Below are 22,690 nucleotides of genomic sequence, written 5' to 3' on the forward strand. Positions count from 1 at the left end.
AATCTATACAGTCTTACTTTTGACCTTTGACTTTTGCGAAGCGCTATTAGATGGCTCTCATCTTCAACGTAGTTCACTTACACCTATATCAACTCATTTTTATGGAACACCTGTGTTATACATCTATTCCCAATCCCACAAATTCCCTGACCATAGTGGATATTTTACGGGAATATGCTTTAAAACAGCCTAGTAAAGAAGCCTTTATTTTTATTAAACATTCCTATGAAGTTCCCGAAGAAACAAGACTGAGTTATGCAGAATTACATCAATCTGCTGAAAATATAGCTAATCTTCTGCTGCAACACAATCCTAATAGTAGTTTACCTGTACTATTGGTTTTTCCTCCAGGGTTAGAGTTTATAAAGGCTTTCTTTGGATGCCTCTATGCAGGAATGATTGCAGTACCAACAAATCCACCTAGACGTAACCAGAGTTTGAAGCGCATCAAATCCATAGTTGCAGATTCAGGAGCTTGTATTGGTCTCACCAGCGAATCATTGTTAAAACCATTACAGGAAATGGTGCTAGACAATTCAGATTCCCAAGGGTTGCAATGGCTGTCTATGAATAACTTAGTAGTAGATAATACCGATAACGGACAACAACAGGATTTACCCGTAGTGGCATCCCAAACCATAGCATTTTTACAATACACATCTGGATCAACTGGAGACCCAAAAGCTGTGATGGTGACTCACAGCAACCTGATCCATAACGAGCAGATGATTCAAAAATCTTTTGGTCATAGTCAGGAGACTCTATTTGTAGGCTGGCTACCTCTTTATCATGATATGGGCTTGGTGGGTAATGTGTTACAGCCATTGTTCTTAGGTATTACCTCAATTTTAATGTCTCCAGTAGACTTCCTCCAACAGCCTTATCGGTGGTTAAAAGCTATTTCCGATTATCGAGCCACTACTAGCGGCGGACCCAACTTTGCTTATGACTTATGTGTACGTAAAATCACGCCCGACCAGCGTTTATCTTTAGACCTCAGTAGTTGGCAGTTAGCCTTTAACGGAGCAGAACCAATTCGAGCAGATACCTTGCGTGCCTTTACAGAAGCCTTTGCACCTTGTGGTTTTCGCCCAAACAGCTTTTATCCTTGTTACGGAATGGCAGAAACTACCCTATTGGTATCAGGGGGAAAAAAAGAAGATTTGCCAGTTGTTTATTCACTAGATCGAGATGCTTTGAGCCGAGGAGAGGCGATCGCCTCTGAAAAGAATTATGAGTATCAAGTAACACAATCAATCGTAGGGTGTGGTAAATCCTGTGCAGAAGGAACTGTACGGATAGTTAATCCAGAAACATTAGTTAATTGTTCAGATTGCCAAGTAGGTGAGATTTGGGTAGCTGGTCCCCATGTTGCTCAAGGCTATTGGCATAGGACTGAACAGACAGAAAAAACTTTTCAAGCCTACATTGCCGATACCAAAGAAGGACCATTTCTCCGCACAGGAGATTTAGGATTCTTGGAAAATGGTGAGTTATTTGTCACAGGACGGATCAAAGATGTAATTATCATCCGAGGACGTAATCATTATCCCCAAGATATAGAACTAACAGTAGAAAAAAGTCACCCATCCCTAAAACTTGGTAGCGGTGCTGCCTTTAGCATAGACATCAACGGTGAAGAACGGCTAGTAGTCTGTCAAGAAATAGAACGAAGTTATTTACGAAAACTTGATATTAATGAAGTAGTTACAGCTATCCGCAGAGCAGTATCTCAGGAACATGAACTGCAACTTTATGCTGTAGTCTTGCTGAAGACAGGCAGTATCCTCAAGACATCCAGTGGCAAAATCCAGCGCCAAGCCTGTCTAAGTTCATTTATAAATGATGATCTGAATGTAGTAGGTTTGTGGAAATCAGAAGTAGAAATCCTCAAAAATGTAGCCAATTCCCTAGAATCTTCTCAATATGATCTCACATCTGAGTCTTTACATGGTAATTCAGAATATACTATCGAGTCTATTCTCAATTGGATTGAAGCCTGGGTAGCTAAAAAATTAAAAATAGATCCCCATCAAATTGATCCTAGTAAATCTTTTGCCGATTATGGAATAGATTCAATCATGGCGGTAGAATTTTCTCAAGCATTAGGGGATTGGCTAGAACATCCTCTAGAAGCAACTATACTTTGGAACTTCTCCACCATTGAATCCTTAGGGCAATATTTAACAGATGAACTCAAGAAAAAATCCTCTGCTTCTCAACCACTGGTACTAGATGAACAGGAAATTTCCCCAGCACCTAATTACCCTCCCCAACTGGAAATTGAGTCATTGATTGACCAAGAAATATTAGAATTAGAAAAGTTGTTGGGGGCAGGTAAATGAGTAATACTGAATCAAATCAAGAGCAAACAACCTCATTACAAAGGTTACTCCACGCCCTAAAACAAGCTCGTACCCAAATCGAAAATACAGAACGACAAAAAACTGAACCCATAGCGATTATTGGTATGGGGTTTCGATTTCCCGGTGGAGTGAAAGACCAAGAGACATTTTGGCAACTATTAGATCAGGGAGTAGATGCTATTACTGAAGTTCCTAGCGATCGCTGGGATGTTGAGCGTTATTATGATCTTAATCCAGATGCACCAGGAAAAATATATACCCGTTATGGCGGGTTTTTAGAACAAGTAGACCAATTTGATCCGCAATTTTTCGGTATTGCTCCCCGCGAAGCCATGGATATGGACCCCCAACACCGATTGTTATTAGAAATGACCTGGGAAGCCATAGAAAATGCCGGCATTGCCCCAGAGCGACTGAAAGGCACGCAAACAGGCCTATTTGTCGGCATGAGTTCCGATGATTATTCCCAACTCAGTTTGAATTTTGAGGATTTAAACAGCGTCGAAGCCTACAGAGGATTAGGGAGCGCTCGCAGTATAGCCGTTGGTCGTTTGGCGCATATTCTGGATTTACAGGGCTTAACGATGCAACTAGATACATCTTGCTCATCTTCCCTATTAGCCATTCATTTAGCCTGTCAAAGTCTGCGTTCCGGTGAATCTCATCTGGCTATAGCTGGTGGTGTGAATTTAATTCTTTCCCCCATGAACACCATCTTGGGATGCAAACTTCGCGCTTTATCAACCGATGGCCGTTGTAAGACCTTTGACGCTGCGGCGGATGGTTATGTCAGAGGAGAAGGGGGTGGTATGGTGTTACTAAAGCGGCTATCTGAGGCAGAAGCTGATGGTGACAACATCCTAGCATTAATTCGGGGTTCTGCCGCCAATCATGATGGTAAAAGTAATGGACTAACAGCCCCTAACGGCTTGGCTCAAGAGGCTGTAATTAAACAAGCTTTAACCAATGCACGTGTAAAACCAGAACAGATTCAATATGTAGAAGCACATGGTACAGGAACACCTCTAGGAGATCCAATTGAAGTATTGGCATTAGGGAAAGTTTTCTGTCAAGGTCGCTCAGAGCAAGAACCGTTAATCATTGGTTCAGTTAAAACTAACTTTGGTCACTTGGAAGCCGCAGCGGGAATAGCCAGTTTAATTAAAGTAGTCCTGTGTTTACAACATCAGCAAATACCGCCCCATTTACACTGCCAAAATCCTAATCCTTATATACCTTGGGATCAACTAGCGATCGCTATTCCCACCGAATTAACTCCATTATCTCCCCAAGATAGCCATTTAGCCGGAATTAGCTGCTTTGGCATGAGTGGCACAAATGTACATATTATTGTCGAATCACCCGCAACTCCAGTCAAAAGTGAGGATGATCCACAACTGCATCTTTTGACCCTTTCCGGCAAAACTGAACAGGGTTTGCGAGATTTAGCCCAAAGTTATGAAGAATTTTTAAATCAGCATCCTGACATCTCCATTGCGGATATATGTTTTACTGCAAATACAGGGCGATCGCACTTTGATCATAGACTAGGGATTATTGCCCAATCACATCATCACCTGCACCGACAACTAGAGGATTTCCGACAACAGACACCAATTACCTCGGTAATCAGTGGGCAACTGACCAGCAAAAAACGCCCAAAAATTGCCTTTTTATTCACAGGACAAGGTTCGCAATATGTGAACATGGGCAAAGAACTATACCAAACCCAACCAGTTTTTCGCCAATCCCTAGACCAATGCGCCCAAATTCTCAGTTCTGAATTAGAGTATCCACTTTTGGAAATTCTCTATTCACAAACAAGGGAAAATCCTCTAATTAATCAAACAGCATGCACCCAACCAGCCCTATTTGCCCTAGAATATGCCCTCACCCAACTTTGGCAATCCTGGGGAATTAAACCAGATATAGTCATGGGTCACAGTGTCGGCGAATACGTCGCCGCTTGTGTAGCCGGGATTTTCAGCCTAGAAGACGGACTCAAACTGATTACCCACCGGGGACGGTTGATGCAGCAGTTACCAGAAGACGGAGAGATGGTAGCAGTCATGGCATCAGGGGGACAAGTACAACCAATTATTACCCCCTACAAAGACCAAATAGCGATCGCTGCCTACAACACAGCCAACAGCATAGTCATTTCCGGGGCGAAAACAGCCATCAGAGACGTTTGTAACCAATTAGAATCCCAGGGAATCAAAACCAAAAATCTCCAGGTATCTCACGCCTTCCACTCCCCACTCATGCAGCCAATGCTGGCAGAGTTTGCCACTGCTTCCGCCCAAATTACCTACAAGCAACCGCAAATTCCCTTAATTTCTAACCTCACAGGAAAACCAGCCACCGCAGACATTACCACTGGGCAATACTGGGTAAATCATATCTGCGACCCCGTGAAATTTGCGGATAGTGTCACTACATTAAATCAACTGGGTTATAAAATCTACTTAGAAATTGGACCCCAACCCATCTTGTTAGGGATGGTAAATCAACAGGAATCTCCAGTAGTGCCTTTAACCTTACCTAGCCTATATCCAAAACTTCCTGACTACCAACAATTACTGCAAAGTCTCGCCACCCTGTATACTCATGGTGTGTCAGTGAATTGGCCAGAATTTCACCAAACTGACACCAACCGTCGCAAAGTTGCCCTACCTACCTATCCATTTCGAAGAGAACGCTACTGGATCAATAGACATCTCCAAGGCAAAAATCAGGTCACTCATTCCCCATTCTCTCAAGATCAACAACGACACCCCATTTTAGGATATCGTTTGAGTAATGTAGCAACCTTGCCCCATACTTACATTTGGGAAACACCAATAGATGAATTTTATCTCTCTTGGTTAAAAGATCATCAAGTCTGGGATACCGTGATCATGCCCCATACTGGGTATCTGCAAATAGCTTTTGAAGCCACTCAAGCAGCCTTTGGTCAGCCAGGGAATGAAATTACTAATTTAAAACTTTACTATCCTCTGTTTTTGTCAACAGCAGAAGAGCAAAAGATTCAAGTGATTCTCTCCCCCCAATCGGAAAGTAAGATGTTACTGCAAGTGTATAGCTGTCGCCTCAGTAAATCCTCTTCCACATCAGAGTGGACTTTATACGCAGATGCACAAGTTTCGTCTTCACCAACCTATCCAGAACAAACAGATAATTCACGGAGGTTAATAGAAGTATGAAATTTGGTTTAATGTTCTTTGCCAGCAGTGAAGATGCCCTGGTAGGTGATAAATACAGCCTAGTGATTGACAGCGCCCGATTTGCCGATCAGCACGGCTTTAGTAGTATTTGGACACCAGAGCGGCACTTTACTCAATTTGGTAGTTTATACCCCAATCCAGCGGTTTTGAATGCAGCTTTAGCTAGGGAGACCCAACGGATTCGTTTACAAGCAGGTAGCGTGGTTATGCCTCTGCACCATCCCCTAGAAGTAGCAGAATCATGGTCTTTAGTAGATAACCTGTCCAATGGACGAGTGGGTATATCTTTAGCGCCGGGTTGGAATCCTGGTGATTTTGCCACCTCTCCAGACAAGTATAGCGATCGCCACCAAGCCGTTTTTACCAACTTAGAGATTTTACGCAAACTCTGGCAAGGAGAATCTCTAAAAGTTACCGACGGCAAAGGACAACCCACAGAAGTCCGCATTTATCCCACCCCCATACAGCCCCAATTGCCCATTTGGATCACAGCAGCAGGTAATCCCCAAACATACATCAAAGCCGGAGAAGTGGGGGCAAATCTGCTAACGCACCTTCTAGATCAAGAGGTGGAAACATTAGGAGAAAAAATCGCCCTCTACCGTCAAGCTAGAGCTAGAAACGGTCATGATCCAGAAGCAGGAATAGTCTCACTCATGCTGCATACCTTTGTTGGTCAAGATTTTGAGCTAGTCCGTGAACAAGCAAGACTACCTTACTGTAATTACCTCAAAGCCAACATTGGACTTCTCAAAGGACTAGCCCAAAGTCGAGGTCACGATGTTGATATTAGTACATTGCCTGAGCGAGACTTGAATGATTTTGTTAACTTTTTGTATGATCGCTTTGCGACATCAAGAGGCTTAATTGGCACTCCTGAGACTTGTCAGAACTTACTAGCACAGTTGGATAGAATTGGTGTTAATGAAGTAGCGTGCTTACTGGATTTTGGTTTAAGTAAAGAACTGATTCTCCAACAGTTACCTGATCTCAATCAATTACGAGAAGAGGATCAGGGAATGGGGAACAGGGAACTCTTAACAGGGAACAGGAAGCAGGAGTTAGTAACTTCGCACCAGTCCGTTATTCCTGTAGAGTCCCTAGAAACTATTCGTTTGCGTTGTCAAGATCAGAGAAACGCCCGCGAATTTTATCAACTACTGCAAGGACATGGGTTACAGTTACAAGCAACCTATCAGGGTATTCAAAATCTGTGGTTAGGTGAACGAGAAGCCTTAGCCCAAATTAAATTATCAGGTGAGGTAGCCTTTGGTAATGGGTTTCAAGTGCGAGCGGCGGTATTAGATGCCTGTCACCAAGTCTTAGGGGCAACATTACTGGGTAAAATCCTATCGGGAGGAATGGAGACTGATACTCAGACTACCCCAGAGAAAATGTCCCTCTATTTACCCACAGGACTCAAGAGTTTTCAAATTTATGAATCTCTAGGAACGGAAGTTTGGAGTCATGCTGTCCTGCGTCACCATCAAAGCAGTAATTCTAGTGTCGCTGCTCAAGAGATGATAGAAGGAGATATTTATATTTTTAATAGTACAGGTAATCTGGTGGTGAAAGTATCTGGTTTGCAGATGCAAAGTACCACGGTTGCAGGTCAATCAACCAGTCAAAAACAGCAAGATCCGAATTTGTTGTATGAGTTACAATGGCAACCTCAGCCTTGGGTAGAAGTTGCGTCAACCACAACCGAGCCAGGTGTGTGGTTAATATTTGCAGACCAATCTGGAGTTAGTCAGAATGTAATTGAGTTATTAGAAGCCCAAGGTGATACCTGTTGGATTATTAATCACAGTGAAAACTCCCAGAATCAACCCCAACAGCAAATTGTTGTGACTCCTGGGGATCAAACCCAGATGCAACAGTTAATGAGTCAGGCTTTAGCGCCAGGACATCCTCTCTGTCGCGGTATACTGCATCTGTGGAGTTTAGATGTTACTCCCAGTCAAGCCACCACGTTGCCATCTCTGCAACAGGATCAAACCCTAACTGTCACCAGTTTTTTACATCTAGTGCAAGCAGTTAGCCAAACTGCTCAGGCTCAAATTCCCCCCATCTGGATTGTGACTCAGGACGTGCAGCAGGTGGGATCAGAAACAACTCCCCGTTCTATTGCTCAAGCTCCGATTTGGGGTTTAGGACGAGTTGTAGCCACCGAATTGCCCAAGGTGTGGGGAGGATTGGTAGATTTAGATGGAGATAATACACCTGAAGTATCTGCGAAACAATTACTGCACATATTACAAACAAGCGATCGCGAAGATCAGATTGTTCTCCGTCAAGGACATCCCCATATTCTCCGCCTAGTCAAGAGTCAAAAAACACCAGTTTCACCCCAATCTATCCAACTGCAACCAGAAGCTACTTATGCAATTACCGGAGGATTTGGGCATTTTGGACTAGAAAGTGCGAAATGGTTGGCAAAAAAAGGCGCGAAATCCCTAGCTTTAATCGGCAGACGCACCCCATCCAGTCCAGTCCAGTCCGCCATTAAGGAATTAGAAAAAACTGGAGTTCAAGTCCTGGTTGTTGAAGCAGATGTGTCCGATGTAACGGGCATGACCGAGGCGATCGCTACCATCCAATCTACCTGTCCACCCTTAAAGGGAATTTTCCACATAGCAGGTTTGAGTCAACAAAACCTATTGACAAATATCACAACTAATGATATGGATGCCATGTTGCGTCCTAAAGTTTTTGGCACCTGGAACTTACATCAACTCACATTGGATCTCCATCTCGATTTCTTCTTCAGCACCTCTTCCATGTCTCCCGTATTTGGATCTCAAGGACTAGGACATTATGCTGCGGCTAATTACTTCCTAGATATTTTTGCCCACTATCGTCACAGTTTAGGACTACCAGCATTAACCGTCAATGTTGGGGCTTTAGCAGGTGGTGGTATGGCTTTAGCTTCACCGGCAGGGGAGAAATATACTACCCAAATAGGTTTAAATTTAACTCACCCTAGTGATTTACTAGATGTGGCTGGAGGCTTTTTCTCACAAGCAGATGTAGCGAATATGGTCATTGCCGATATGGATTGGTCACTATTCAAACCCCTTTATGAAGGGACTACTGGTAAACTGCTTTTAGGACAAATAGAGGCACAAAATAGCGCAACTCAGGCAAAAATAGGACAACGAGATATCCTTTGGCAACAGTTGGAGACATTACCGGAAAGTGAGCGTTACCAACAAGTAGTGACTCATTTACAACAAGAAGTAGCCAACATCCTCGGTTACTCTGCCAATCAGCCATTGTTTAACCCAGAGGTAGGGTTCTTTGATTTAGGCATGGATTCTTTATTAGCCGTCGCCTTTAAGAATAAGCTGGAAAATAGCTTAGGTTCTTCTTTGCCAACCGTGTTGATTTTTGAACACCCTAATGTTATTAGTTTAACTGAGTACATCATCACAGAGGTACTTCAGTGGGAATCTGCAATAGATGATGATAATGTCCAACCAGTGTCACAACCATCAGGCTTGGAAACGGAACTTTCCCAAACAATCCAGGAATTATCCGAACAGACATTAGAGGATTTGATTAATCAAAAATTAGCCAGAGCTTTGGAGGATGACTAAAATGACTGCTGTTACCGATAACGTTAAAAATCTGTCCTCTTTACAACGGTCTGTTTTACTCATCGAAAAACTGGAATCTCAAGTTAATCGGCTGAAGTATGCTAAAACAGAACCAATTGCCATTATTGGTATGTCCTGTCGGTTTCCAGGAAGCGCAAATGATCCTCAAGCCTTTTGGGAAATCCTGAAATCAGGTACAGACGCGGTAACAGAAATCCCTTCCCAACGCTGGAATATTGCTGACTACTATGACGAAAATCCCCAGACTCCTGGCAAAATATATACTAAATCAGGGGGATTTTTACCAGAAGTAGACAAATTTGATCCCCAATTTTTTGGCATTTCCTCCCGTGAAGCCGTAAGTATTGACCCCCAACATCGGTTACTTTTGGAAGTAACTTGGGAAGCCTTAGAAAATGCCGGACATATCCCCCAACGGAATCAGGGTAGTTCCACAGGGGTTTTTGTCGGTATCACCCTGAATGATTATGGTTCTATTGCTAAACAATCACATTCAGATGTTAGTGTAGAGGCCTATGGAGTCACGGGATCACCTTCCTATGCGGCAGCAGGACGGATTTCCTATACCTTCGGGTTTACAGGCCCTTGTATGGCTATTGATACCGCTTGTTCATCTTCCCTGGTAGCGATTCATCAAGGGTGTCAAAGTTTACGACAACAAGAATGTCAAATGGCTGTAGTGGGGGGAGTAAATTTGATTTTGCTTCCTGACAGTATGATTGCGACTTCCAAAGCAAATATGTTGTCTAGCGATGGTCGTTGTAAAACCTTTGATGCTAGTGCTGATGGGATTGGTCGTGGTGAAGGATGCGGGATTTTAGTGATCAAACGTCTATCTGATGCAGAAGCTAATGGTGACAAAATTCTGGCAGTAATTCGCGGTTCAGCAGTTAATCAGGATGGTCCTAGCAGTGGGTTGACAGTTCCCAATGGCAATTCCCAGCAACAGGTGATGCTTCAGGCTTTGAAGATGGCTAAGATAGAAGCGGCTGAGGTAAGTTATGTGGAGGCACATGGTACGGGTACACCTCTAGGAGATCCGATTGAGTTGCGATCGCTTGCCAAAATTTACGCTGCTCATCATTCCCAGGATAACCCCTTATTTATCGGTTCGGCTAAAACCAATATCAGCCATGTGGAAACTGCTGCTGGGGTAGCAGGAGTAATCAAAGTTATTCTCCAATTACAGCATCAACAAATTGCCCCCCATTTGCACCTAAAAACTCCCACAACACACTTCAATTGGCAGGATTTTTCGGTTATAGTCCCTACTAAAATTACCCCCTGGTCTGTCCAATCTGGCAGTCGCATTGGAGTGGTAAACTCTTTTGGAGCAACAGGAACTAATGCTCATATTATTTTAGCAGAAGCACCTCCACAATTAAAACCTGCCCATTCTTCCCTAGAGAGACCCCTACATTTATTAACTCTTTCTGCTAAAACAGAACCAGCATTAAAGGATTTGGTGAAGCGTTATCAGTCTTGGTTAGATATCAATGCCGATTTAAAAATTGCGGATATCTGCTACAGTGCGAATACAGGTCGCGGTCATTTCAAGCATCGTTTAGCATTACTTGTTTCTGAAACTCAAGAACTAGCTACAAAACTGGAGAATTTGACCTCACCACAGGAACAGATGACAGGAGTATTGCATGGGCAATTATCATCGAATGGTGGTAATCCTAAAGTTGCTTTTTTGTTTACAGGCCAGGGTTCTCAATATGTTGATATGGGTCGGGAACTCTATGAAACCCAACCTTTATTTCGTAAGATTATAGAACAGTGTGACACCATTGTGCGATCGCACTTAGAAAAATCACTATTAGAAATTCTCTATCCTCAAAATCCCCACGAGTCGGAAACTTCTTTCCTTGATCAAACAAATTATACTCAACCTGCCTTATTTGCCTTAGAATATGCCCTAGCTCAATTGTGGATCTCCTGGGGCATCAAGCCTAACGCCGTCATGGGGCATAGTGTAGGGGAATATGTGGCAGCTTGTATAGCCGGAGTATTCAGCCTGGAAGATGGGTTAAAATTGATTGCCACCCGCGCTCGCTTGATGCAATCTTTACCTGATAATGGGGAAATGTTAGCGGTATTTGCGGATAAAGATCGAGTGATGCAAGCGATCGCCTCCCATGAAGATAAAGTAGCGATCGCCGCCTATAATGGTTTAGAAAATATCGTCATTTCCGGTGAAAAACAAGCAATTGCAGCAATTAAAACCAAGCTGGAAAATGCGGGAATAGATAGCCGCCCCCTCAACACCTCCCATGCCTTTCACTCACCCCTAGTAGACCCCATTCTCAACCAATTAGCACAAGCTGCTAATCAGATCAAAATCCATCCTCCCCGTATCCCTATCATTAGCAATTTAACGGGACAGACCCTATCAGCAGGTCAACGCTTAGATGGGCAGTATTGGCAACAGCATAGCCGAGAAGCCGTGAAATTTACGGACGGGTTGAGAACATTAGTAGAACAGGGTTATGAAACTTTTTTAGAAATTGGACCAAAACCGATTTTATCGAAATTGGGAAATAGGTGTCAATTGGGGGATAACCTATTGTGGCTTCCTTCCCTGGTAACAGGACAACCAGCCCATTCGATATTATTGAATAGTCTCGCCGAATTATATGTGCGTGGTGCAGACGTAAATTGGTCAGGATTTGACGAAAATTACCCCTTTCAACGGCTGATTTTACCCAATTATCCCTTTCAACGTCAGCGTTACTGGTTTGAAACACCAGCTTTAGAGAATCGGGAGCAGGAGGTAGGGGTTATTAAATCCGTACCTGCGGTTTTACAAGCAGATACCGCACTCTCTTCACAACGAGTACAAATTCTTAAAAGCTTGCAATTTCTCATTGGTCAAGCGTTGCAAATTTCCCCAGATGAAGTAGATATTCAGATTCCCTTGGTAGAAATGGGGGCTGATTCTATCGTTTTCATGGAAACAGGTCAGAAGTTAGAAACCACTTTTGGGGTGAGAATTCCCATTCGCAAATTATTTGAAGACCTATCTACCTTAAATGCGTTAGGTACTTATATTAACGAACATCTTCCCGCAGGATTTGTATTTACTCCACCTGCACAAAATAATAGTCAAGAGGTGGTATTAGCAGCAGAAGCAACTACCCCCAATGTCGAAACAAAGAAAAATGAATCTTTATCAGCTAATTCATCTCCACAAACTCCAGCACTTGAGCAAATTGGTACTAATGCCATAGAACGGATTATGAGCCAGCAGTTACAGGCCATGTCTGATCTCATGTCCCAACAATTAGCAGTCCTCCGGGGAGAAACAACATTATCACAAACACAACAACATATTTCCCATCTTGTTTCCCCACCTGAAAATTCCCCTGTTAACTTTGCACAAACGGGAACTAAGAACTCTAAACGCCAAGAATTTTGGGAACGACGGGAATTTAAACCCAGATTAAGTGAACTAGAAAAATCCGCTGCTGATTTTCCCATAAATGTTCCAGCTAATAAAGAAATGCAATTCAGTCTTTATTATTTCGGCAGTTATGACGCAGAATTTGCCAGCGATAAATATAGCCTTCTCTTTGCTGGAGTCAAATATGCAGACGAGAATGGCTTTACATCTGTGTGGCTACCAGAACGCCACTTTCACGCCTTTGGCGGTTTTTCCCCTAATCCCTCAGTTCTTTGTGCTGCCCTAGCTAAAGTCACCAGCCAAATTCATCTACGGGCAGGTAGTGTGGTATTACCTATCCATCATCCTGTACGCGTCGCCGAAGATTGGGCAATTATAGACAACATTTCCCAAGGACGGGTGGGAATTTCCTTCGCTTCCGGTTGGCATCCCCATGACTTTATATTTGCCCCTCAAGACTATGACGACCGCCGGGAAATTATGTTCGAGGGCATAGAAACAGTCCAAAAACTGTGGCGAGGAGAATCAATTCAATTGCCCAGTGGGTCTGGTAAACTAGCAGAAATTCGCACATTTCCCATGCCCCAACAACAGGAATTACCTGCTTGGGTGACAATAGTTAATAACCCAGATACTTATATTCGAGCCGGGGCAATGGGAATAGGAGTTTTGACCAACCTTATGGGTCAAACTGTAGATGATTTAGCCCGCAATATTGCCCTCTATCGGGAATCTCTAGCACTTCATGGTTATGATGCCAGCGTTGGTCAAGTTACAGTGTTACTACATACCTTTGTCGGCACTGATCTTCAACAGGTACAAGAACAAGCTCGTCAACCATTTCAGGATTATCTCACCTCATCTATTGGTCTTTTTCAAGCCTTAGTGAAAAGTCAAGGTTTGGAAGTGGCAGATTTTGAAAAGATGACAGAGGATGACAAAGACTATATTCTGTCAGCAGCATATCAACGTTATATTCAAACCAGCGCCTTGATTGGGACACCAGATTCTTGTATTGAGATTGTGGAAAAACTCCTAGCAATTGGTGTTGATGAAATTGCCTGTTTAATTGACTTTGGGGTGGAAGAAGCCGCTGTATTAGCAAATTTACCTCACTTAAAAACTTTAAAAGAACGGATAAATCAACTAAAAACGGCTGATTGGCTTTATACCCTGGATTGGCAACAACAGCCCTGTGATGTTTCTGCACTTTCACCCGCAGAACCTGGACATTGGTTAATTTTTGCTGATAAACAAGGTGTGGGAAATGCTTTAGCAAATCAACTTCGTTCCCATGATCAAACCTGTGCGCTAATTTATCCTCAAGGTAGTGACACAACTTTACCTAAATCAGATTTGGAGCTTAATCCTACTGACCCAACGGCTTTTAATCAGCTTCTACAAAATCAAATTGCAGCTAGTGAACTTCCTCTCCAGGGAATTATTCATCTTTGGAGTCTCGACAGTCCATTATCTGACCAATTGACAGTTGATTTACTCCATCAATCTCAACAAATGGTCTGTGCTAGTGTGCTGCATTTGGTTCAAGCAGTAGATCAACATCCTGACTTAAAAAATGCTTGTCCACAACTGTGGTTAATCACCCAACAAGCAATTATGGCGGAAAACAATGCGCCAACTGGAATCGCTCAATCATCACTATGGGGTTTAGGTCGTGTAGTGACTATAGAACATCCAGAAATGTGGGGTGGTTTAATTGATATTGATGCTCAAAGAACGGCTTTTGAAGTTTCCCAGCAGCTATGGTTAGAAATCAGAGCGCAGCAAGGGAAGGGAGAACAAGCGGAAGATCAGGTTTTGCTACATCAAGAAAAACGTTATGTTGCCCGTCTAGCCCGTCATAGCGTCAGTAATGCTGATATTGTCCCTGTGAACTTGGGCTTAGAAGGAACTTATTTGATTACTGGTGGACTGGGTGCATTGGGGATTCGGTTGGCAAAATGGTTAGTTGACCAAGGGATAGGTCATTTAGTCCTCTGTGGGCGTTCTGTCCCCTCTGCTAAGATTCAAACCCAGATTAGACAGTTGCAGCAACAGGGTATACAGGTGATGGTGGCTCAGTTAGATGTGTCTAATTCTGCTGATTTATCCGCGTTATTACGAAAAGTACAAGAACGAACTAAAGACAATTGGCCGCAGCTTCAGGGCATTTTTCACTTGGCTGGGTTGTTAGATGATGGTGTATTATTTCAGCAGACCTGGGAACGCTTTGAGACGGTATTTAATCCTAAAGTTTTAGGAACTTGGAATCTTCATATTTTAACCCAAGACTTGCCAATCAAACACTTTGTGCTGTTCTCTTCCATTGCTTCCTTATTGGGTTCTCCTGGACAAAGTAATCATGCGGCTGCAAATGCTTTTATAGATGCTTTGGCTCATCTTCGTCGAGCTAAGGATTTGCCAGCAGTGAGTATAAATTGGGGATCTTGGACAGAAATCGGTAAAGTTACCCGATTAGAAGGAGCGCAGAAACAACGCTGGCAAGAGTATTTTGATAAACTTTGGCGCAGTTATGGTATGGAAGCGATCGCTCCCAGAGAGGGTTTTCACGCCCTGGGACAACTGTTAAATCAACCTCCTGTGCAAGTTGGGGTATTTCCCATTGATTGGCCGAAGTTTTGTCAATCCCTCAATGTGCAACACAAGCCTCTATTGTTGAACTTAACGCAGCCACAAACACCCTCTGCTCATTTGAGAATACCCTTAAGTGAAGCCCAAAAGCAACTATGGCTATTGTCGGAAATTGTTAGGGAGGGGTCTATTGTCTATAACGATAATGTCAACTTAGAATTACGTGGTGATTTACAAGTAGAGATTTTAAAACAGTCAATCCAGACTGTGATTCAACGGCATGAATCACTGCGGACTGTGATTGACCCCCAAGGAGAATGGCAAGAAATTCTGCCTACCCTAGTCATAGAAATCCCCCTGATTGACCTCTCCAGTGTCCAGGGTGAACAGGATGATAAATTGCGGGATTGGTTGGTTAAACGTAGCCAAAAACCCCTGAATTTAGTCAAAGATCCTTTATTGCAAGTGGAAGTATTGAAACTGGAACAACAGCGTCATGTTCTAGTGATTACCATTCATCACATTATTTCTGATGGTTGGTCTGTGGAAAATATTCTCAAAGAAATTGCACAGATATATTCTGATTTAAGCAACGGTTCAGCAGTTACCCTAGATAGTCCCCTCCAATTTCGGGAATTTCTCAACTGGCAAAACAACCGCAGCCAAACTGAAGAAATGCTCAATCATGAGTCCTTTTGGCTAGAACAGTTTGCTAATTCTATACCAGTTTTAGAACTACCCACAGACCGCACTCGTCCCCTAAGTAAAACCTATCATGGTCATCGCCAAACTAGGGAGACTGATCCTAGTTTACGTGAACAATTACGACGGTTAAGCCAGGGTCAAGGATGTACCCTATTTATGACCTTGCTGGCGGCTCATTTCGTATTTTTGCATCGTCTCAGCAGACAGGAAGAAATAGTGCTGGGGATTCCCACATCTGGGCGTTTTCTCTCTGGTGGTGAAACAATGGTCGGATACGCAACGCACCTATTACCTATCCGTAGTTGTTTCCAAGAGGATTTGACTTTTCTGGCTTATTTGGCGGAAATTCGCAGGACATTATTGACGGCTTATGAACATCAGGATTATCCCTTTTCCCAATTATTAAAGCGGCTGAATCTTAAATCTGATCACAGTCGTACACCTTTGGTATCTGTGACGTTTAACTTGCAGCCACCAGTACCCACTACTCAATTGAGGGATTTGCAGACAACTTTGGTAGAGCGGCCTGTGAGCTTTACTCACTTTGATCTGCATTTTATCGTTATTGATATGGGCGATCGCTTAATATTAGAGGCAAAATACAATACAGATTTGTTTAATGATGCCACTATTGAGCGTTGGCTAGATCATTTCCACACTTTATTACAGGAAATTATTGCCCAGCCAAATCAGTCTGTGGCGACTGTACCATTGTTGACTCACCAGCAGCGTCAGCAGTTGTTGGTTGGGTGGAATCCTCCTGCATCAAAGTTAGAACAGGATTGCATTCATCACCGTTTTCAGGTACAGGTTGATCAGACTCCTGATGCCATCGCTGTGGTCTGTGAAGAGGAGAAGTTAACGTATTATGAGTTAAATGCCCGGTCAAATCAACTCGCTTGTTTGCTTGGTGGTGAGATCAGATATGATTTAATGAACCACGAAGGCACGAAGGTCACGAAGGAGGAGGGGAAGAAGGAGGAGGGGAAAATTGACGGTTTTCCTGTTAGGTCTGGTGATCTAGTGGTGCTTTATGTTGGCCGCTCTGTTGTGTGTTTAGTTGGTATATTGGGAATATGGAAGGCGGGAGGTGTTTATGTGCTGTTGGATGCCTCTACTACACCTCCTCACCGTCTAGCGTTACTGCTTGCAGATATTCAACCGGCAGTGCTGTTAACTCAAGCCGAATACAGCGCCAATCTACCTGATTCTCTCTCATGCCCTGTGGTATTGCTGGACAGGGAATTGAGTACCAGTTCTGAAAATAGTCCCTGTCTAGTAAAATCTGATGATCTGGCATACATCATTTTTACATCCGGTTCAACGGGTCAGCCCAAGGGGGTAGCTATTGAACATGGCAATCTCGCTGCTTATACTACAAGTATTATTGAATGTCTCGACTTGCAACCCGGTCGGAGTTTTGCTACGGTTTCCACTTTTGCGGCCGATTTGGGTTATACCGCCATTTTTCCCACACTTTGTACTGGTGGTGTCCTGCACATTATTACACAGGAAACTTCTACTGATCCTCGGTCTTTAGCCGCATACTTTAGCCAACATCAAATTGATTACCTGAAGATTGTTCCTGCTCACCTCAACGCTCTATTAGATGGTGAACAATCGCTACAGGTATTACCGCGACATACTCTGATTTTGGGTGGAGATACTCTTGCTTGGGATTTAGCCCAAAAGATGCAAAATTTAGCACCTCAATGCCGGATTTTCAATCACTATGGACCGAGTGAAACAACAGTAGGAGTTTTAACTTTCTGCGTTCCTCAAGACCAGCAGCAGTTAGAATATCTATCTAAGACAGTTCCTTTAGGTCGTCCCCTTCCCCATGCCCAGGTTTATATTTTAGATCAGTATCAGCAACCTGTCCCCATTGGTGTACCTGGGGAAATTTATATTGGGGGTGCAAGTGTAGGTTCAGGATACTTTAATCGCCCGGAATTAACGGCGGCAAAGTTTGTCTCTCATCCCTATTCACATACCCCCGACTCTGAGCGGTTATACAAAACTGGAGATTTAGCTCGTTATCTGCCAGATGGTAATATTGAGTTCTTAGGAAGAATTGATAATCAAGTAAAAATACGGGGATTTAGAATTGAGTTGGGTGAGGTAGAATCTATCCTCAGTCAACATCCAGGGGTACAACAAGTAGTTGTCTTGGTAGAGGAAGAACGTCTCATAGCTTACTGGGTGGCGGTGCAAATAGTAGGTGTTAATGTTCCTTCTGCTCAGGAATTGCGCCAGTATTTGCAAGGGCAATTACCTGATTATATGATACCGAGTTTCTTGATCAACTTGGAGGGTATTCCCTTAACAGCGAACGGGAAAGTAAATCGTCAGGCTTTGCCTCTGCCAGCACAGGATTTGAGCCAAGTAGCCGATTTTATTGCCCCGCGTACTCCTACGGAACAAGCGATCGCAGATATATTTACTACTGTTTTACGGTTGGAGTCCATAGGTATTGACAACAACTTTTTTGAGCTAGGGGGACACTCCCTGTTAGCTACTCAGGTAATCTCTCGCTTGCGGGAAACTTTCCAAATTAACCTCCCCTTGGTTAGCTTATTTGCAGCACCTACGGTGGCTGGAATTGACTCAATTATTCATCAGCAGTTGCAACAGGGTTTAGGAAAACTTGCCCCACCTATTCAGGCTGTAGAGCGGACTCCTGATCTAGAATTACCCCTAAGCTGGTCTCAAGAACGACTGTGGTTTATTGACCAACTGGAAGAGGCTAATGCAACCTATAATATGCCAGCGGCAGTTCGTCTTCAGGGTAATCTCCACGTTCCAGCTTTAGAACGGGCTTTGGCGGAAATTGTTCAACGCCATGAAGTGCTAAGAACGGGCTTTCAAACTAGAGATGGTCAAGCTGTACAAGTTATCTCACCGGCAGCTAGGCTAACTTTACCGACAATTGATTTACAGTCTTTGTCCGTTGATCAACAGCAAATTAGTGTTCAAAAACACATCCTTGAGGCAGCGCAAACTCCTTTTAATTTGTCTCAACCTCCCTTGATGCGGGCTACCTTATTACTGATTAGTCCTAAAGAATATGTGTTATTAATTACAATGCACCATATTGTTTCTGATGGTTGGTCAGTGGGTGTTGTCGTGGGAGAATTATCCACTCTCTATCAAGCTTTTAGCCAAAACCGCATTTCTCCATTGACAAACCTGAATATTCAATATGCAGATTTTGCGATTTGGCAACGTCAATGGTTGACAGGTGAGGTATTACAAACCCAACTCAGCTATTGGCAAACTCAGTTAGGGGGTAATTTACCAATTCTCAATCTTCCCCTGGATTATGGCTTATCTGCGGGACAAGATCATCGGGGTGTGGGGGAACATCTATCCATAGAGCGATCGCTTACTCAATCTTTAAAAGCACTCAGTGATCAAGAAGGGGTAACTTTATTTATGACCCTGTTCGCAGCTTTTAATGTGCTTTTGTCTCGTCACACAGGGCAAGAAGATATCATTGTCGGTTCACCCATAGCCGGTCGTCATCATTTTGGTTGTGAAGATTTGGTCGGCTTCTTTATCAACACCTTGCCTCTTCGCACTAATTTAGCCGACAATCCCAACTTCCGACAATTATTAAAGCGGGTTCGGGAAGTAACACTAGGGGCTTATACCCATCAAGATATTCCCTTGGAAAAGTTGGTGGAAGAATTACGTCCAGAACGAGTCTTAAATCGCCATCCTTTGTTTGATGTGCTTTTTAACTTTGTGAACACCCCAGAGGCAGTTCTGGACTTGGGAGATTTGACCTTTGAACGGTTAACCCAACCCGAACCTTATGCTAAATTCTGGCTAACCTTTTATATTCGTCAAGTTGGTGAAGCCTTAAATGTGGAACTGGTCTATCGTCAGGGTTTATTTGCCCCGTCACGGATGACCGCTTTACTGGAGCAGTTTGTCTTTTTATTAACACAAGTGGTTGATCATCCTGATCAGAAGATTCAATCCTATTCCCTCTTATCTCCTCAATCTGCGGCTTTATTGCCTGATCCTGCCATGCCCTTGGTAGAGCCAGACTATGAGCTTGTATCCACATCATTTATCAACTGGGCAAAACAAACCCCTGCACAAATAGCAATTTGTCAACATGGGCGAAATTGGACCTATGGAGAATTGGCGACAGTCTCCCGAAAAATAGCCCAAATGCTGATTCATCATGGATTACAGCCAAAGGATGCAGTCGCATTGTCAGGCGATCGCAGTTTCGGTGTAATTGCTAGTATTTTGGGTATCCTTTTGAGTGGAGGCGTGCTAGTAATTATTGATCCCCACCTACCACCACAGCGTCAAAACCTGATGCTTGAGCAAACCCAAGCTCGTTATGTAATTACCATTGGTAATCCCTCAACAGTGTGGGAAAAGGAACTGAAAATCATCGCCATAGATCCTCATACTGGGGCAATTGGGGAAGAAATGGCTACTGATGATATCCCCTTACCTGCCCTTGCACCCAATGATCCAGCCTACATCTTTTTTACCTCTGGTAGCACGGGAACGCCTAAAGGAGTATTGGGAACGCACAAAGGTATTGCCCATTTTATCCATTGGCAACGTCACACCTTTGAGATTACACCGAGCGATCGCATTGCCCAACTAATTGGACTGGCCTTTGATGCCATTCTCAGAGATATTTTTCTCCCCTTAACCAGTGGTGCAACCCTTTGTTTACCAGATCCAGACTACATTCCCGGCTCACCTCAGATTTTGTCTTGGCTAGAAACAGAAAAAATCTCCCTATTTCATACCGTTCCCGCAGTTGCCCAATCTTGGTTACAACAAATTCCCGAAACAATCACATTAAGTTCATTGCGGTGGGTATTCTTTTCTGGAGAACCATTAACTCATTCCCTCGTTCAAAAATGGCGGCAAAACTTTCCAGCAGCCGGAAATATTGTTAATCTTTATGGTGCTACCGAAACCACAATGGTGAAGTGCTTTTATCAAGTACCTCCAGAAATTTCCGTGGGAGTTCTCCCTGGAGGTTGGCCTTTACCTGACACTCAAATTCTGATTTTCAATACTCAAAACCAACTTTGTGGTATTGGTGAAATTGGGCAAATTGTCGTGCGAACACCATTTCGGACATTGGGGTACATTAACCCAATTCCCTCGCCATTTGTACTCAATCCATTTCGTCAAGATATGCAGGATTTGCTGTACTATACAGGCGATAATGGACGCTATCGTTCTGATGGGGCAATTGAAATTTTAGGCCGTTTAGATCATCAAATTAAAATTCGAGGAGTTCGTGTTCAACCAGGAGAAATTGAAGCCATTTTAAACCAACATCCAGCAGTCGGAGAAGGTGTAGTCATTGCTAAACAAAAAACCTCTGGAGAGGATGATATTGTTGCTTACATAGTTGTTAAATCAGGACAATCTGTAACTACTCAAGAGATCCGAAAGTTTCTCAAAAACCAACTACCAGAATATATGATTCCGTTGTTTTTTGTAGAGTTAGACAGTCTACCTCTAACGGCAACAGGTAAAGTAAATCGTCAATTACTACCCGAACCTAATTATAGTCCAAATCAGGCTTCTGAGCGGCGAGAACCTCGAACACCCATGGAAATTAAAGTAGTGGCAATCATTTGCCAAATTCTTGATTTGCAACAAATTAGTATTGATGATAATTTCTTTGCATTGGGAGGACATTCCTTATTAGCTGCTCAAGTTATTTCTCGATTGCAAAAAGAGTTTCAGGTCAATATTCCTCTCAAATCCTTATTTGAGATGCCTACTGCGGCTGAACTTGCTACTTTAATTGAAAAGCTGCAATTAGAAACAACTGGTGAATCTATAATTCCCAAAATCACCAAAATATCTCGAAAACGTCATCAAGCCAAAGTATCTTCTGAAGGTAAATTGGCACTATCTGAGGAATTAAAAGACGAAAATTTCAAGCCTAATCAATAGGATTGGTAATTGGTAATCAACTTAGTAAATAAGGATGAAATGGATAAGATGGATAAAATTTTAGGTATTTTGGGAGGAATGGGACCTTTAGCATCAGCAGAATTTGTGAAAACTATTTATGAGTACAATATTGCCGGAGACAAAGAACAAACCGCACCCAGAATTATGCTCAATTCTAATCCTTCCATTCCTGATAGAACAAGTTTTCTGCTCAAAGGGAATTATGATTTATTGTTGAGGAATTTGATTGAATCAGCCCATCAATTGAGCGATTTACAAGTTTCTAAGATTGTTATTTGTTGTTTTACATCTCATTATTTATTGCCATACTTACCCAGCAACATCAGGGAAAAAATCATTTCTTTAGTTGATGTTTGTTTACAAGAAGTGTGGAGTTGTAAAGGTCGTCATTTGCTTTTATGTACAAATGGAACTTATCAACTAAAAATATTCCAAAGTAGTGAATTATGGCAGATGACGGCGGATAATATTATTATTCCCGATGAACAAGACCAAAATGCCATCCATAATATGATTTATCAAATCAAGGTTAATAAACAAAGCTTTGATTCAGCTACTATTTTCTTGAAAACTCTTATGAATAAATATCATGTAAATTCCCTTATATCCGGTTGCACAGAAATCCACTTACTCAACCGCTATATTCACTCTCAAAACCATCAAAATCAAGAATATTTTGATCATAGTATTTTCTTAGATCCTCTGATGATTATTGCCACCAGATTAGAGAAATTCCTGGGTGAAAATTCATTCAATCTCACTACAATTTCTGCCTGAGTTAATAAATATTCTGACTGC

General features: G+C 42.8%; 5 protein-coding genes. All 5 read left to right on the forward strand.

From position 1 onward, the window contains the following. Window positions 1-101 precede the first annotated feature (101 nt). From HGD76_RS20445 to HGD76_RS20465, 5 genes are read left to right on the forward strand one after another with little or no spacing between them, the layout of a single operon-like run. On the forward strand, window positions 102-2,345 hold the full coding sequence (locus HGD76_RS20445; RefSeq protein WP_168696853.1) for an AMP-binding protein: 2,244 nt from the start codon (window positions 102-104) through the stop codon (window positions 2,343-2,345). Further along, entirely contained in the window at window positions 2,342-5,572 is a 3,231-nt protein-coding gene (locus HGD76_RS20450) for a type I polyketide synthase (RefSeq protein WP_168696854.1), read from the forward strand. Before HGD76_RS20445 ends, HGD76_RS20450 begins: the two co-directional genes overlap by 4 nt. After that, window positions 5,569-9,192 carry a type I polyketide synthase gene (locus HGD76_RS20455; RefSeq protein ID WP_168696855.1) on the forward strand — a complete coding sequence of 1,208 codons (3,624 nt, stop codon included), beginning with the start codon at window positions 5,569-5,571 and terminating at the stop codon, window positions 9,190-9,192. Before HGD76_RS20450 ends, HGD76_RS20455 begins: the two co-directional genes overlap by 4 nt. Before the next feature lies 1 nt (window position 9,193). Beyond that, window positions 9,194-21,871 carry a non-ribosomal peptide synthetase/type I polyketide synthase gene (locus tag HGD76_RS20460; protein ID WP_168696856.1) on the forward strand — a complete coding sequence of 4,226 codons (12,678 nt, stop codon included), beginning with the start codon at window positions 9,194-9,196 and terminating at the stop codon, window positions 21,869-21,871. Between the two features lie 48 nt (window positions 21,872-21,919). After that, window positions 21,920-22,669, forward strand: coding sequence for an aspartate/glutamate racemase family protein (locus tag HGD76_RS20465; protein ID WP_168696857.1), 750 nt, complete (start codon window positions 21,920-21,922; stop codon window positions 22,667-22,669). The last annotated feature ends 21 nt before the right edge of the window (window positions 22,670-22,690 follow it).

The organism is Dolichospermum flos-aquae CCAP 1403/13F (assembly GCF_012516395.1).
Classification (GTDB): Bacteria; Cyanobacteriota; Cyanobacteriia; order Cyanobacteriales; family Nostocaceae; genus Dolichospermum; species Dolichospermum lemmermannii.